The organism is Aeromonas mytilicola subsp. aquatica (assembly GCF_044336385.1).
GTDB classification, from domain to species: domain Bacteria; phylum Pseudomonadota; class Gammaproteobacteria; order Enterobacterales; family Aeromonadaceae; genus Aeromonas; species Aeromonas rivipollensis.
Window position 1 is genome coordinate 2,360,206 of sequence record NZ_CP172298.1, and the last position, 15,046, is coordinate 2,375,251.

At 59.7% G+C, this 15,046-nt stretch carries 13 protein-coding genes; 2 read left to right on the forward strand and 11 right to left on the reverse strand.

Annotated features, from left to right (window positions below; all coding sequences use genetic code 11):
- Positions 1–34 precede the first annotated feature (34 nt).
- The 9 genes from fabF to ACFWHB_RS10930 form a co-directional block, all read right to left on the reverse strand.
- The gene (gene fabF, locus ACFWHB_RS10890; RefSeq protein WP_025326982.1) at positions 35–1,276 is read right to left on the reverse strand and encodes a beta-ketoacyl-ACP synthase II; all 1,242 of its coding nucleotides are present in this window, start codon (positions 1,274–1,276) and stop codon (positions 35–37) included.
- 82 nt (positions 1,277–1,358) lie between these two features.
- A complete protein-coding gene (gene acpP / locus ACFWHB_RS10895) occupies positions 1,359–1,595 on the reverse strand; it encodes an acyl carrier protein (RefSeq protein ID WP_005300909.1) in 237 nt (78 codons plus the stop codon).
- Positions 1,596–1,752: 157 nt separating this feature from the next.
- Positions 1,753–2,487 (reverse strand): 3-oxoacyl-ACP reductase FabG, encoded by a 735-nt coding sequence (fabG, locus tag ACFWHB_RS10900; protein ID WP_043131873.1) that lies wholly within the window; start codon positions 2,485–2,487, stop codon positions 1,753–1,755.
- Between the two features lie 13 nt (positions 2,488–2,500).
- Entirely contained in the window at positions 2,501–3,436 is a 936-nt protein-coding gene (fabD, locus tag ACFWHB_RS10905) for an ACP S-malonyltransferase (RefSeq protein WP_395948365.1), read from the reverse strand.
- A 67-nt stretch (positions 3,437–3,503) separates the two neighbouring features.
- Positions 3,504–4,463: a beta-ketoacyl-ACP synthase III gene (locus tag ACFWHB_RS10910; protein ID WP_139434511.1), complete on the reverse strand. Its 960-nt coding sequence runs from the start codon at positions 4,461–4,463 to the stop codon at positions 3,504–3,506.
- Between the two features lie 6 nt (positions 4,464–4,469).
- Positions 4,470–5,489 (reverse strand): phosphate acyltransferase PlsX, encoded by a 1,020-nt coding sequence (gene plsX, locus ACFWHB_RS10915; protein ID WP_025326978.1) that lies wholly within the window; start codon positions 5,487–5,489, stop codon positions 4,470–4,472.
- A 9-nt stretch (positions 5,490–5,498) separates the two neighbouring features.
- On the reverse strand, positions 5,499–5,666 hold the full coding sequence (gene rpmF, locus ACFWHB_RS10920) for a 50S ribosomal protein L32 (protein ID WP_005300935.1): 168 nt from the start codon (positions 5,664–5,666) through the stop codon (positions 5,499–5,501).
- Positions 5,667–5,686: 20 nt separating this feature from the next.
- Entirely contained in the window at positions 5,687–6,208 is a 522-nt protein-coding gene (gene yceD, locus ACFWHB_RS10925; RefSeq protein WP_025326977.1) for a 23S rRNA accumulation protein YceD, read from the reverse strand.
- Between the two features lie 287 nt (positions 6,209–6,495).
- The gene (locus tag ACFWHB_RS10930; RefSeq protein ID WP_395948366.1) at positions 6,496–7,149 is read right to left on the reverse strand and encodes an START domain-containing protein; all 654 of its coding nucleotides are present in this window, start codon (positions 7,147–7,149) and stop codon (positions 6,496–6,498) included.
- Positions 7,150–7,312: 163 nt separating this feature from the next.
- On the opposite strand from ACFWHB_RS10930, the gene ACFWHB_RS10935 reads away from it, so the two are divergent.
- Complete coding sequence (locus ACFWHB_RS10935; protein WP_395948367.1) at positions 7,313–7,894, forward strand: Maf family protein; 582 nt, start codon at positions 7,313–7,315, stop codon at positions 7,892–7,894.
- Between the two features lie 142 nt (positions 7,895–8,036).
- On the opposite strand, the gene rluC is transcribed toward ACFWHB_RS10935, so the two are convergent.
- On the reverse strand, positions 8,037–8,981 hold the full coding sequence (gene rluC, locus ACFWHB_RS10940; RefSeq protein WP_394293114.1) for a 23S rRNA pseudouridine(955/2504/2580) synthase RluC: 945 nt from the start codon (positions 8,979–8,981) through the stop codon (positions 8,037–8,039).
- Between the two features lie 413 nt (positions 8,982–9,394).
- Here rluC and rne point away from each other — a divergent pair, with 413 nt between their 5' ends.
- On the forward strand, positions 9,395–12,577 hold the full coding sequence (gene rne, locus ACFWHB_RS10945) for a ribonuclease E (protein ID WP_395948368.1): 3,183 nt from the start codon (positions 9,395–9,397) through the stop codon (positions 12,575–12,577).
- 673 nt (positions 12,578–13,250) lie between these two features.
- Here rne and ACFWHB_RS10950 read toward each other — a convergent pair.
- Positions 13,251–14,723 carry an inorganic phosphate transporter gene (locus tag ACFWHB_RS10950; protein WP_106886792.1) on the reverse strand — a complete coding sequence of 491 codons (1,473 nt, stop codon included), beginning with the start codon at positions 14,721–14,723 and terminating at the stop codon, positions 13,251–13,253.
- Between the last annotated feature and the right edge of the window lie 323 nt (positions 14,724–15,046).

Below are 15,046 nucleotides of genomic sequence, written 5' to 3' on the forward strand. Positions count from 1 at the left end.
TCGTATCGGGCCTTAGCATTTCGCCCAAAGCGAATTATACGCGTTTGAAGATCAGGGAGCCATTGGTGCCGCCGAAACCAAACGAATTGGAGAGGGCATATTCAAACTGGCCGGGTTTGGCCACATGGGGCACCAGATCCAGATCGCACTCCTCATCCGGGTTGTCCAGGTTGATGGTGGGCGGTGCCACCTGATCGCGCAGGGCCAACACAGTGATGATCGCCTCGATGGCCCCCGCCGCACCCAGCAGGTGGCCGGTCATCGACTTGGTGGAGCTGATCATCAGGGCGCTGGCATGTTCGCCAAACACCTCTTTCATGCCACGCAGTTCGGCCACATCACCCAGCGGGGTGGAGGTACCGTGGGCATTGATGTAACCGATCGCCTCCGGCGCTATGCCGGCATCCTTGATGGCATTCTTCATGGCGCGAGCGCCACCGTTGCCATCAGAGGGGGGCGCAGTCATGTGGTAGGCGTCGCCGCTCATGCCAAAGCCAACCAGCTCGGCATAGATCTTGGCGCCACGGGCCTTGGCGTGTTCGTACTCTTCCAGCACCAGTACCCCGGCGCCATCACCCAGCACGAAACCGTCGCGATCCTTGTCCCAGGGACGGCTCGCCTTTTGCGGTTCGTCGTTGCGGGTAGAGAGCGCCTTGGCCGCCGCAAAACCACCCATCCCCATGGGGGTGGAGGCTTTCTCGGTGCCGCCGGCGACCATCACATCCGCATCACCGTAGGCGATCATCCGGCCAGCCATGCCGATGGCGTGGGTGCCCGTGGTGCAGGCCGTGGTCACGGCGATGTTCGGGCCTTGCAGCCCCTTCATGATAGAGAGATGACCGGACACCATATTGATGATGGTGGATGGCACGAAGAAGGGGCTCAGCTTGCGCGGGCCGCCGTTGACGAGGCTGCTGTGGTTCTGCTCGATGAGACCCAGGCCGCCGATGCCGGAGCCGATGGCCACGCCGACCCGCTCCGCATTCTCTTCGTTGATGACGAGGCCGGAATCATCCAGTGCCTGCACCCCCGCCGCCACGCCGTACTGGATGAAGAGATCCATCTTGCGGGCTTCTTTGCGGTTGATGCCGTATTGTTCGGGATCGAACTCTTTGACCAGGCCTGCGAAACGGGTCGCAAACTCGCTGGCATCAAAGTGATCGATGAGAGAAATGCCGCTCTGCCCGTTGAGCAGGGCTTGCCAGCTGGATTCGGCAGTGTTGCCCACAGGGGAAAGCATCCCCAGGCCGGTTACCACGACTCTGCGTTTTGACACTGAGCTAGTCTCCGAGAGGTATTTTGAAAGGGAGTAAACATAAAAGAAGCGGCCCTTGGGCCGCTTCTTTCAGAACAGGAACTTATTCCTGATTAGCGGTGATGTAGTCGATAGCCGCTTGAACAGTGGTGATCTTCTCGGCTTCTTCATCAGGAATTTCGGTATCGAATTCTTCTTCCAGCGCCATTACCAGTTCAACGGTATCCAAAGAGTCAGCGCCCAGGTCGTCGACGAAGGAGGCAGCGTTCTTGACGTCTTCCTCTTTAACACCCAGTTGTTCGATGATGATTTTCTTTACGCGTTCTTCGATGTTGCTCATGACCTGAATTTTCCTTTAAAAATACGCTATTGCGTCTGGTTGGGGTAGTGTATTCAATTGACGTGAGTTTGCAAGTGACTTGCCGCTGGTCAAACCACGAAATTCGCCAAACTTCGGCGTACTATCGCAAATTTGAACAGATCTCACGACAAATTGATTACACCATGTACATCCCGCCATTAACATGCAGGGTTTCGCCGGTGATATAGGCAGCGTCGTCAGACGCCAAGAATACCACAGCGGCAGCAATTTCTTTCGGATCACCCAAACGGGCGGCAGGCACCTGATTCATGATGCCGGCACGCTGCTCTTCGTTGAGCGCCTTGGTCATGTCGGTCTCGATGAAACCGGGGGCCACCGCATTCACCGTGATGCCACGGGAAGCCACTTCACGGGCCAATGACTTGGTAAAGCCCACCAGACCCGCCTTGGCGGCAGCATAGTTGACCTGACCGGCGTTGCCCATGGTACCGACCACGGAACCTATGCTGATGATGCGACCATGACGCTTCTTCATCATGGCGCGCAGCACCGGCTTGCTCAGACGGTACAGGGAGGTGAGATTGGTGTCGATGATCTCGTTCCACTCGTCATCTTTCATCCGCATCAACAGGTTATCGCGGGTGATACCGGCGTTGTTGATCAGGATGTCGATGTCGCCAAAGCGTGCCTTGATGGCGGCAAAGACGGTTTCGATGGATTCCTGGCTGGTCACGTTCAGTGCCATGCCGCAGCCCTGCTCGCCCAGATAGGCGCTGATGGCCTCGGCACCGCTCTCGCTGGTCGCGGTTCCCACCACTTTCGCGCCACGGGCCGCAAAAGTTTCGGCAATCGCACGGCCTATGCCGCGGCTGGCGCCGGTGACCAGCACAACTTTATCGGTAAAACTCATGACTTGCTCCTGTTTATTTGACTTGGGCCAGCGCCAGCTCGAAAGAGGCGGCATCGTTGGCGTGAATACCTTCCACGCGCGGGTCGATGCGCTTGGCCAGCCCGGTCAACACCTTGCCCGGTCCCATCTCGATCTCGAGGGTGATGCCGTCGTTTGCCATCCGCTCTACCGTCTCGGTCCAACGGACCGGGCTGAACAGCTGGCGCACCAGGGCTTGCTTGATGGCGGCCGGATCCTGTTCACAGGAGACGTCGACATTATTGATGACTGCGATGGTTGGAACCTTGATCTCGATCCCATCCAGCGCGGCGGCCAGCTTTTCGGCGGCGGGTTTCATCAGGGCGCAATGGGACGGCACTGAGACCGGCAGCGGCAGTGCACGCTTGGCGCCGGACTCTTTCATCAGCACGTTGGCGCGCTCGACCGCTTCCTTGTGACCGGCGATGACCACCTGGCCCGGGGAGTTGAAGTTGACCGGAGAGACCACCTGTCCTTGCGCCGCTTTCTCGCAGTTGGCGGCGATGGCGTCGTTGTTCAGACCGATAATGGCGGCCATGGCACCTGTGCCTTCCGGTACAGCTTCCTGCATGGCCAGACCACGCAGCTCAACCAACTTGACCGCATCGGCAAACGCCAAGGCACCGCTGCACACCAGGGCGGAATATTCGCCCAGGCTGTGACCGGCCATGACGGCGGGGGTTGCCCCGCCCTGCTGTTGCCACAGGCGCCACAGGGCAACGGATGCGGTCAGCAGTGCCGGCTGGGTGCGCCAGGTCTTGTTCAGATCCTCGGCGGGACCGTTCAGCACCAGGGCACACAGGTCATAACCCAGCACCTGGCTCGCCTCGGCGAAGGTCTCTTTAATCACGGCGTGTTGCTCGGCGAGTTCCGCCAGCATGCCGACGCTCTGGGAGCCTTGTCCCGGGAAGGCAATGGCAAATCGGGTCATCATTGATTCCTTTAAGGTAAGACGAAATCGGTAAGCGGGCGCCTAAGACTCGCGGCGCCGCTTGGTATCAGAGGCGAACCAGCGCCGAGCCCCAGGCAAAACCGCCGCCGAAGGCTTCCAGCAATACTAGCTGGCCCGGTTTGATACGGCCGTCACGTACCCCTTCATCGAAGGCGATGGGCACGGAGGCGGCGGAGGTGTTGCCGTGGCGATCCAGGGTCAGTATCACCTTGTCGAGCCCCATGCCGAGTTTCTTGGCGGTGGCGTTGATGATACGGAAGTTGGCTTGATGCGGGACCAGCCAGTCCAGCTCGCTCGGAGCTATGTTGGCGGCAGCCAGGGTCTCGGTCACTATCTCGCTCAGGCGCGTCACCGCAACCTTGAAGACATCGTTGCCCTTCATATACATGTAGGCTTCGAGCTCGGCACCCGGCATGCCACGACGAGGCTGCGGCAACTTGAGGAGTTCGCCATAACGGCCGTCGGCATGGAGGTGGGTGGAGAGGATACCGGGGGTCTCGCTCGCCCCGATCACCACGGCACCGGCCCCATCCCCGAACAGTATGATGGTGCCCCTGTCTTCCGGATCGCACATGCGAGAGAGCACGTCGGCACCGACCACCAGGACGTGGCGAGCGGCGCCGGACTTGACGAACTGATCGGCAATGGAGAGCGCATAGGTGAAACCGGCGCAGGCCGCCGCCACGTCAAAGGCCGGGATCCCCGGTACCTCGAGCAGCCCCTGCAGTTCGCAGGCCGCGGCCGGGAAGGCGTTCTCGGCGCTGGTGGTCGCCAGCACTATCATGTCCAGATCGGCAGCGGTCAGGCCCGCGGCATCCAGCGCCCGCAAGGCCGCCTGATGAGACAGGGTCGCGACGCTCTCGTCGCTCCCGGCGATGCGGCGTTCACGGATCCCGGTACGTTCCACGATCCACTCGTCACTGGTTTCAACCATCTGCTCAAGATCGGCGTTGGTACGAACCGAACTCGGCAGATAACTGCCAGTACCCAGAATTTTGCTATGCATAGAGTTTTATAAATCCCTGTCGGAAAAGACAGATTCAAGGCGATCTGCAATTTGCAATGGAAGTTGGTGTTTGGCTTCTTGTGCGGCCAGCAGAATCGCATGACACAGAGCGCGGCGCTCGGCCCGCCCATGGCTTTTTACCACAATGCCGCGCAATCCTAACAGACTCGCGCCATTATACTGGTCGGGGTTCAGGTAAGAAAAACGCCGTTTGAACATAAATCCGGCGAGTCGACCAAGAAAACTGCGTTTTTTGCGAGGATATCCGGCCAGTTCGGCCATCATCCGCACCACGCCCTCGGCGGTCTTGAGCGCCACATTGCCGACGAAACCGTCACAGACGATGACGTCGCTGTCACCGCTGAAGATCCTGTCCCCCTCGATGAAACCGACAAAATTGAGCGCGGCGCACTGGCGCAACAACTCGGCGCTGTGGCGTACCAGGTCGTTGCCCTTGATCTCCTCCTCCCCCACGTTGAGCAGCGCCACCCGGGGGGAAGCTATCCCCTCGACCTGCTCGGCCACCACTGAGCCCATCACCGCAAATTGCAGCAAGGTGTCCGCATCGCAGCTCACGTTCGCCCCCAGATCCAGCATCACGGTACGCTTGCCGCTCAGTGTCGGCAGCGCCTTGATGAGGGCGGGTCTGTCGACCCCCGGCAGGGATTTGAGCACGCATTTGGCCATGGCCATCAGGGCGCCGGTATTGCCGGCACTGACGCAGGCATCGGCCTCACCGGCTTTCACCAGATTGAGCACAACCCGCATGGAGGAGTCTTTCAGGGTACGCAGCGCCACGATCGGCTTTTCGCCCATGCCCACGACCTGGGATGCATGTACGAGACGAACGCGGGGATGATTCAGCAAGCCATGTTGCTGCAACAGAGGGGCGATCAGGTGTTGGTCACCGACCAGAACAAGATTTAGTTGAGGCAGAAGAGACAGTGCCTGCACGGCGGCAGGCACTGTTTCAGAGGGGCCAAAATCTCCCCCCATTATGTCTAGCGCGACAGTTTGCGTAGACAAAGGCAATCCTTAAGCGATTACCTTTTTACCGCGGTAGAAACCATCGGCAGTCACGTGGTGACGACGATGAATTTCGCCACTGGTCTGATCAACAGTCAGGGCTGCAGTGGTCAGTGCATCGTGGGAACGACGCATGCCACGCTTGGCGCGGGTTTTACGGTTCTGTTGTACGGCCATGGTAGGCTAACTCCTAAAATTCACTTACGTTTGAGCTCTTCAAGAACTGCAAAGGGATTCGGCCGCTCATCAGCAGGCTCGATGTCACCCCAAGTCATTTCCATGTTTCCTCTGGGGCAGACATCCATGGGATGCATGGCCACCTGAGGCAACGAGAGGATGAGTTCATCCTCCAGGATTTGATGAAGATCTATCTCGCCGTTTTCGTCCAACTCAATGGGCTCATAAGCTTCCGGCAGCTCTTCCTCGTTTGTTCTCTCGAACAGCGGAGTGTAAATAAAACTAGCTTCACAAAGGTGCTCGAAAGCCTCTCCACAACGCTGGCAAACCAGGTCAACCTTGGCATGGGCAGTGCCTTTCATAACGGTCAACTTCTGGACATCTTTGCCAAACTGCAGAGTGACGTCCACATCACTTCGCAAGCCTTCGGTTGATGCTTCCAGTCTGGGCATCTGCGACTTTTCCACTATCCCGACATAATCGAGTAGCTTCAAGGCATTACGGACTGGATCAACCTTAACGGGCAACTTCACCTTTTGCATAGGGCGCGAATATTATAGGTCCAACAAGGGATAGTCAAAGGAAAAAGTCCTTACCGCCGATGATTTTACCTGCACAAGCCCCTGCATGCAGTAACTTGTGTTCATCGGTGGCCGATTATGCCATAAACCGCGGGATCCCGCACAGGATCCTGTGTGGACATCCCCCTTGGCCAGGATCTCGGGGTCAGTGAGCCCTTTATGCCGTTGCACGCCCCTCCCCCATCAAGCGCCCCACTCACCAGGCACCCGGCTTGGCTGCCCGTTCCCGAGAGCCACCATTGCCGGATTCAGGGCGCGGCAGGGCAGCCCCCACCACCGAGCAACAGTTGTTGAGGCGCGGCTCTAGGTTGGGCCTCCATCAACCGGCGTATGGCCTGAAAACTGCCCAGCGCCGCCTTGATGGTCATCGAATTGACCAGCCAGCCCGGCAAATGGCTGCCCGGGTTGGTATAGCTTTCGAGCCTGACCAATGTGGTGCCATCGGGTTGTGGCAGCGCTTCCCAGCGGCCGGCACTCTCCCGGATCCGGTACAGACCCGGGCGGGGTGCCAGGGCGTCCGGCTCGGCCCATACCTCCAGCACCAGCGCGCAGTCGGCCCGCCTGATCAGATGCGAACGGGTGATGAGTTCCCTGTCCTGCACCGGCCAAGGGGACGCCAAGCGGGTGTAAACCAGATCGTCATCCGGGCCGGATTTTGCCAGCAGCCGCACCTCGCGACTGGACGGCAACCACTCCCGATGACGCGCGGTGTCTCGCAGCACGGTCAGCAACGCCATGGGATCCGACTTGACCCGCATCTCCAGGCGCAAGGCAAGGAAGGGGGATGGTGGGCGGGCCTGAGTCCAGAGCTGTACGCCGCCCTCCTCCTTCTCGGGCTGCCACTCCTGCCCCCAGCTCGCGAGGGAGAGCAGCATCAGGGCCAGCACACCGTATCTTGTCATGTCGCACTCCTGCCGCATCAACTGGGGTTACGCCGTTCTCGGGCCGCCAGCATGCATGTTGTTGTAAGCCAACACCGGCGCGCTGGCACTCGGGGTAGTTTACGTGGGCCTTCTGCCACAGTTAGAATCAACCAATTGATTTATAAATGGATATCATCAACATATGCACACGCCCTTGATCCTCGCCTCCACTTCCCGTTATCGCAAGGCGCTGCTGGAAAAACTCGGCCTGCCGTTCCAATGCGCCTCCCCCGAGGTTGATGAAGCTCCGCTGTCAGGGGAGTCGGCCGAGGCACTGGTCAGCCGCCTGGCCCATGCCAAGGCGAGCGCCATCGCCCGCCAACATGATCAGGGGTTGATCATAGGCTCGGATCAGGTGTGTGTCTGTGACGGCCGCATCCTCGGCAAGCCGGGCACTGTGGATAACGCGGTGGCGCAGCTGATGATGGCTCAGGGCAAGAGCGTCACCTTTTATACCGGCCTGTGCGTACTCAATGCCGCAAACGGCCGGACCGAGCAGCTCGTGGAACCCTTCACCGTGCATTTTCGCTCCCTGGATGAGGCAGCCCTGCGCCGTTATGTGACGGCAGAGCTGCCCCTCGATTGCGCCGGCAGCTTCAAGTGTGAAGGCATGGGGATCATGTTGTTCAAGGGGCTGGAAGGGCGGGATCCCAACGCCCTGATCGGCCTGCCCCTCATCGGCCTGATCGAATTGCTCGCGCGCCACGGCCTCAATCTGCCTTGAGCCTGAACAGGCCATAGAGACAACAATGGGAGCCCTTGGCTCCCATTGTTGTCTTGGTGTTCATCAACTCAGGCGACGATCCGCCCCACCGAATCCATCAGGGTACAATCCCAATCGTAAATGGCGTGTCGGATGCGCTGCATCAGCGTGCCAGCTTGTTCAGGAAGGCATCCAGCTCGGGGGCGAGGGGCGCTTCCACCTGCATCTCGCGATCATCCGCCGGATGGGTGAAGCTCAGCTTCCAGGCGTGCAAGAAGAGGCGCTTGAGCCCCATGGTCCGCATCTTCTCATCAAAGGCCGCCTCACCGTATTTGTCATCACAGGCGATAGGGTGACCTGCGTGCTGGGTATGAACCCGGATCTGGTGGGTGCGACCTGTGATCGGGCTGCACTCTACCAGGGTAGCTTCGGCAAATTGACGGGCAATCCGGAAACGGGTCTCGGAGGGCTTGCCGTCACTGCTGACCCGCACCACACGCTCGCCGGATTGCAGATCGTTCTTGCGCAGCGGCGCATTGACCACCTTGACGTGGGACTGCCACTGACCGCGCACCAACGCCAGGTATTGCTTGCGCATTGTCTTAACACGCAGCTGCTCGTGCAGGCTGCGCAGGGCACTACGCTTCTTGGCGACCAGCAGCACGCCGGAAGTGTCGCGGTCGAGCCGGTGTACCAGCTCCAGGAAGCGGGCTTCCGGGCGCAGGGCGCGCAGCCCCTCGATGACGCCAAAGCTCAAGCCGCTGCCGCCGTGCACCGCCATGCCGGACGGCTTGTTCAGCACTATCATGGCCTCGTCTTCAAACAGGATCTGGCTCTCCAGACGCTGGATGCTGCCGAGGTTGGCAGAGGGCAATTCGTTCTTCTCGGCCACGCGCACGGGGGGTACCCGCACCTCGTCGCCTGCGCAGAGTTTGTATTCCGGTTTGATGCGTTTCTTGTTGACGCGCACCTCTCCTTTGCGAAGGATGCGATAGATCAGGCTCTTGGGGACGCCCTTTAACTGAGTCTTGAGAAAATTGTCGATGCGCTGCCCTTCATGCTCAGCTTCGATGGTGAGCAGCTGCACTTGTTGATGTATCTGTGTCATGGCGCGGATTTTAACACCGCCGGCAGCCCTTGGCTGCATGCTTTGTTAAAAAATGGCGTCTTGCTATAAAAGTGGTTTAAATGGGATAATAAACAAGGTTTTGTCATTGTGTTCAAGCCTTGTACTAAGTGGCCAAAAAGTATGCCACCCAATCCCGAAACACCGTGTATACAAGAACATGACGGTTCCCGGGTGCGAGGTACAACGCATGGAGAACGCAAACAGAACCGATTTAATTGTCTCCACACCGGTATCCTTAATTCATGCCTTCTCGAGAAGGCTGAACCAGAGTGCCCTTAGTTTGCGCCTCATGCATGTCCCAGCCGGGAGGTTGCCCAAGCATGCTGAAGACCCGAGGCCGGCACCGGCAGGATCCTGTGGAGGAATCAAAATGACAAAATAATGAGAACTCAATGAAAAGAATGCTAATCAACGCGACTCAGGAAGAGGAGTTGCGCGTAGCGCTGGTTGACGGACAACAGCTCTACGATTTGGATATTGAAAGTCCGGGACACGAGCAGAAGAAAGCGAACATTTACAAGGGTAAAATCACCCGCGTAGAACCCAGTCTTGAAGCTGCTTTTGTTGACTATGGCGCCGAGCGCCACGGTTTCCTGCCGTTAAAGGAAATCGCCCGCAATTACTTCCCCTCCGGTTACTCCTATCAGGGTCGTCCCAACATCAAAGAAGTGGTCCGCGAAGGCCAGGAAGTGATCGTCCAGATTGACAAGGAAGAGCGTGGCACCAAGGGTGCGGCCCTCACCACCTTCATCAGTCTGGCCGGTAGCTACCTGGTGCTGATGCCGAACAACCCCCGTGCTGGCGGTATTTCCCGTCGTATCGAGGGTGACGAGCGGACCGAGTTGAAAGAAGCCCTGAGCGGACTGACAGTGCCAGACGGCATGGGCCTCATCGTGCGTACCGCCGGTGTGGGCAAATCCCCGGAAGAGCTGGAATGGGATCTGAACGTCCTGCTCAACCACTGGGACTCCATCCACAAGGCATCACAGAATCGCTCCGCGCCCGTGCTCATCCACCAGGAGAGCAACGTCATAGTGCGCGCCATTCGTGACTATCTGCGTCGCGATGTGGGCGAGATCCTGATCGACAATCCGGTCATCTTCGAGCGTGCCAAGTCGCACATCGAGCTGGTTCGCCCCGATTTCCTCAATCGTGTGAAGCTGTACAAGGGTGATGTCGCCCTGTTCAACCACTTCCAGATCGAGAGCCAAATCGAGTCTGCCTTCCAGCGTGAAGTGCGCCTGCCCTCCGGCGGCAGCATCGTCATCGATCCGACCGAAGCGCTGACCTCCATCGATATCAACTCCTCCCGCGCCACCAAGGGCGGCGATATCGAAGAGACGGCGCTGCAGACCAACCTGGAAGCAGCCGACGAAATTGCCCGTCAATTGCGTCTGCGCGACCTAGGGGGCCTGATTGTCATCGACTTCATCGACATGACCCCGGTTCGCCATCAGCGCGAAGTGGAAAACCGTCTGCGTGAAGCTGTCCACCAGGACAGGGCACGCATCCAGCTGGGCCGGATCTCCCGTTTCGGTTTGCTGGAGATGTCTCGCCAACGTCTGCGTCCCTCCCTCAACGAGTCCAGCAGCCACATCTGCCCCCGTTGCCAGGGCCAGGGTGTCATCCGTGACAACGAATCCCTCGCCCTGTCCATCCTGCGTCTCATCGAAGAAGAGGCCATGAAGGACAACACAGAGCAGGTTCACGGCCAGGTGCCGGTCGATGTTGCCGCCTATCTGCTTAACGAGAAGCGTGCCTCCATCGCCAGTCTGGAACAGCGCAATGATGTCCGTGTTTACATCATTCCGAACCAGCATCTGGAAACCCCGCACTACGAAGTGACCCGCATCCGTCAGAACGAGATCCCGGAAGCGGCAAGCTACGAGCTGAAAACCGAGATTGCCAAGCCGGTCTACCAGCCCAAGCAAGCTCAGGTCATCGAGCGTGAGCAGCCGCTGCTGCAAGGCTTCGTCCAGGCGCCTCAACCGGCCGCCCCTGTTGCCGCCCCGGCCCCCGTCGCAGCACCGACACCGGTCGCCGCCGAAGCGGGTCTGTTTGGCAAGCTGTTCAAGGCCATCTCAGGTCTGTTCGGCTCAGACGCAGCCCCGGCTGAAACGAAAGCTGCTGCCGAGAAGCCGGCCGCACAACGGGAAGCGCGCAAGGATGAGGGTCACCGTCATCAACGTGACGAAACCCGCAGCCGTGGCCAGCGTGGTCGTCGCGACGACAACCGCAGCAACCGCAACCCGGCCGACGCCGGCGAGAAGCGTGAAGGCGCAGCCAACCGCGAGGGTGGCGAGAGCCGCAACCGTCGTCCGCGTAAAGAGCGCGAGCCCCGTCAGGAGCGTGAACCCCGTGGTGAAGTGCGCAGCGAACAACGCATGGAACGTGAGCCCCGCGAAGCACGCAACGAGCCGCGTGCGGATCGCGAACCCCGTGAGCCCCGTCAGGAACGTGAACCCCGCGCCCCGCGCCCGGCTCGCGAACCCCGTGCTCCGCGCGAGCCCCGTGCCGAGGTCGTGGTTGAAGCGGTAGAAACCGTCGAGACTACTGCCGTCAGCGCCGAACCGCGTCAGGAAAAAGAGCAGAAAGTGGCCGAGCGCCGCGAACGTCGCCAACTGCGCAAGCAGGTTCGGGTCGATGTCGCCGCCACCGACACCCCTGCCCTGCCGGTAGACGAGCAGGCCCATGATCTGGTCGAGACTGCGGCCGTGGTCGGTGAGCAAGAGGAGCAGACCGACGGTCAGCGCCGCTCTCGCCGTACTCCGCGCAGTCAGCGGATCGAAGGCCAGCGTCGCAAGCGCATCAACGAAGATGCCCGTGGCCAGCGTGATGATGAACCTCAGGCCGAAGTGCAACTGACCACAGCCGCCCAGGCGGATGCTGCTCAGGTGAAGGTGGAAGAGCCCGCCGTGCCTGTCATCACCATCCCGAGTGCCGAGGCCGTTGCCGCCGCGCTGCAAGCCTCTGCCGCCCTGACCGAGCACGTGGTCGCCGAAGCCGTGGCCGAAGAGGCCCATGAGCAGGCTCAAGCGGCTGTGGCCGAGGTCGCCGCCCCTGTGGTCGCCGAGGTGGTTGAAGCACCCGTTGTCGTCGAAGCGGCTCCTGCCGCCGTCGAGCCGGCCCCGGTGGCCATCGAAGCAGCTCCTGTCGCTGCCGAGCCGGTAGCCGAGGTGGTTATCGAGGAAGCTCCGGTCGTGGTCGAGGCCAGCATCGCTGACCAGGCTGTGGTAGAAGCCGCCCCGGTTGTGGTGGAGGCGGCTCCTGCCCCGCAAGCCGAGGAAGTGATTCCTGCCGCCGAGCCTGCCGCCGAGCCTGTCGCCCCTGTGGTTGCACAGCCCGAGCCTGTCGTCGCCCCGGCCACCAAGCCGGTTGCCAAAGGCGCTGGCGTACTGGCCCGTGCCCGCAAGGCTTCTGCGCCCATGGCAACGCCGGCAGCAGTGCCCGCCCCGGCCCCCCGTGAGCCGGTTGAGCAGGCCCCGCTGGAGCGTAGCGAAGTCGCGAGCTCAGGCCGCCACGGTGGCAGCACTGCCGCCGTCAATGTAGCAACCAGCCCGGCGGGTCGTCCCTGATCCCCTAGCTTGTCTGGTCTGATAAAAGAGCCACACCTTGTGTGGCTCTTTTTTTGCCTGACAGTTTGGTCTGCCCCTTCAATCCCCTGTCCGATCCCCTTCCTCTTCTTCCTCATCTGCAGGGACAGAAACGGCATGCCCAAGGCAGACTAGGGAGCCGGCACTATCTGTCAGCCTCTCCTCTTCGTATATTGCATTGCCGCAATTAGACCCCAGGAACCATGCCAGGGAGCGTCGCCCTTGCTCCCGCCCCCATACAGGCCCTCTTGCTTATCGTGAAAAGCTCAGCCCGTCACGGGACAAACAAGGCGCCCGTAACACGGCCAGGAATCATGGCCAGTCACACCGGTGCCGAGCGGCGAGCGTCACTAGCGGGGCTGGATTCAAGGAATGAAGGGCGAGAGCTGAACCCGTGATAAGAGGATGAGACGATGGCTTAGTAGCCTCTGCCCCTGACAGGCGGGATGGGCTGCGGTCAGGCTGCTCTGCTGACAAGGGGGTTGAATGAGGAAGATGCAGGCTGGCGGGATCTATCAGTGAATAAACACTCTTGTTTGATGGCATATAAGGCGTGTTTCTACCGGTTGCCGCGCATGACGGCTAGCCACGGCCGGATCCCAGTCATGAAAAAAGGGCCCGCAGGCCCTTTGTCATTGATGTTATGCGTTGGCTGTCAGCCACCAAACAGATTGTTGCTGATCAGGAAGAGTCCCCCGGAGAGCAGCATGGTAAGCGGCAGGGTCAGGACCCAGGCCAGCAAGATGGTCTTGATGGTCTGACTCTGCAGGCCCGACTTGTTCGCCACCATGGTCCCCGCCACCGCGGAAGAGAGGATATGGGTGGTGGATACCGGCATGCCGGTCATGCTGGCCACCCCGATGGAGGCAGCAGCCGTGATCTGGGCGGCAATGCCCTGGCTATAGGTCATGCCGGAAGAGCCTATCTTCTCGCCCACTGTGTAGACGATACGACGCCAACCCACCATGGTGCCGCAACCCAGCGCCAGCGCAATGGAGACGATGACCCAGGTCGGCGCGTATTCGGCCGTGGCGGTCAGGTCCTTGCGCCATTTGGCGAGATCGGTCAGCTCCTTGGCCGGCAGCGGCAGCTTGGAGACCTTGCGGGCAGTGTCGTCGATACAGAGCAGCAGACGGCGCACCTCGCGGCGATCGGTCAGGCTCATCTGCTCGTAGGTACGCACCTGGCCCAGACGGTTGTCCAGGGTGGCCATGGCCTCGAGGGCCTCACCGGCCTCGCAATGAGTCATCAACTCTTCCTGGGCATGGGCAGGAACGCTGAAGTTCACGACAGTGGACACCTGCTCCTGGTTGCGCTGGTAGATCTCCATGATGCGCTGGTTGGCATCCTGGGTTCTGTCCAGATCGTAGGAGCGGCTGTTCATGTCCAGTGCGAAGTAGGCGGGCGCCATGCAGATCAGCACCAGCATCACCAGACCTATGCCCTTCTGACCATCGTTGGAGCCGTGTACGAAGCTCACCCCCATGGCAGAACAAATCAAGGTCACACGAGCCCAGAACGGCGGATGCTTCTTGCCGTCCACCAGCAGTCGCTCTTCCGGGGTTTTGTGGATCTTGCTGCCAAGCCAGACTCGCTTCATCGCGAACAGCAGCAAGGCGGCAATGATGAAGCCCACTGTGGGAGAGATGATGAGGGAGAGCATGATGTCGATGGCTTTGCCGACGTTGATGCCCTCATTCAGAGGTTGATCGCTGATCAGGGCATAGGCACCGCCTACCCCCAGAATGGAGCCGATCAGCGTGTGAGAGCTGGACGCCGGGATGCCGAAGTACCAGGTTCCCAGGTTCCAGACAATGGCTGAAAACAGCAGGGAGAACACCATGATCAGACCCTGGGTCGAATCCATGCCGAGCAGCAGATCGATGGGCAACAGATGGACAATGGCATAGGCCACCCCCAATCCCCCCATCATGACCCCGGCAAAGTTGAACAGACCGGAAGCCACTACCGCGGTGTGCGCGGGCATGGCCTTGGTATAGATAACCGTTGCTACCGCATTGGCGGTATCGTGAAAGCCATTGATGAACTCATAGGCCAGCACAAAAAAAACGGCCAATACCAAACCTATTGACCACCACAAACCCAAACCACTAAACATTTCAAACATAAAAACGAACCTGTTTATGAGTTGCGGCGGATTATGCCAGAAGGCTAGGTGCGCCATACCCGTTGTTGAAATATTTCAGTAAGAAAAAAAAAGGGCTTTCCGTCAGAAAATGTCTTAGGCCCTGCTGGAATGGGACTTGTCATGGATTAATTAAAGCCCGTTTACACCTCATGGGTAGGTGTCAATCAACGCCAAGCATCCCTCAACTCACAACCAAGTTGGCGATTTTTCACGCGTTTTACCATCAGATTCCCACGTCACTGGCCCCCGTACCGCACGCGCCCTCCCCTTCGCAGAAAAGCAAAAGGGTGCCGAAGCACCCT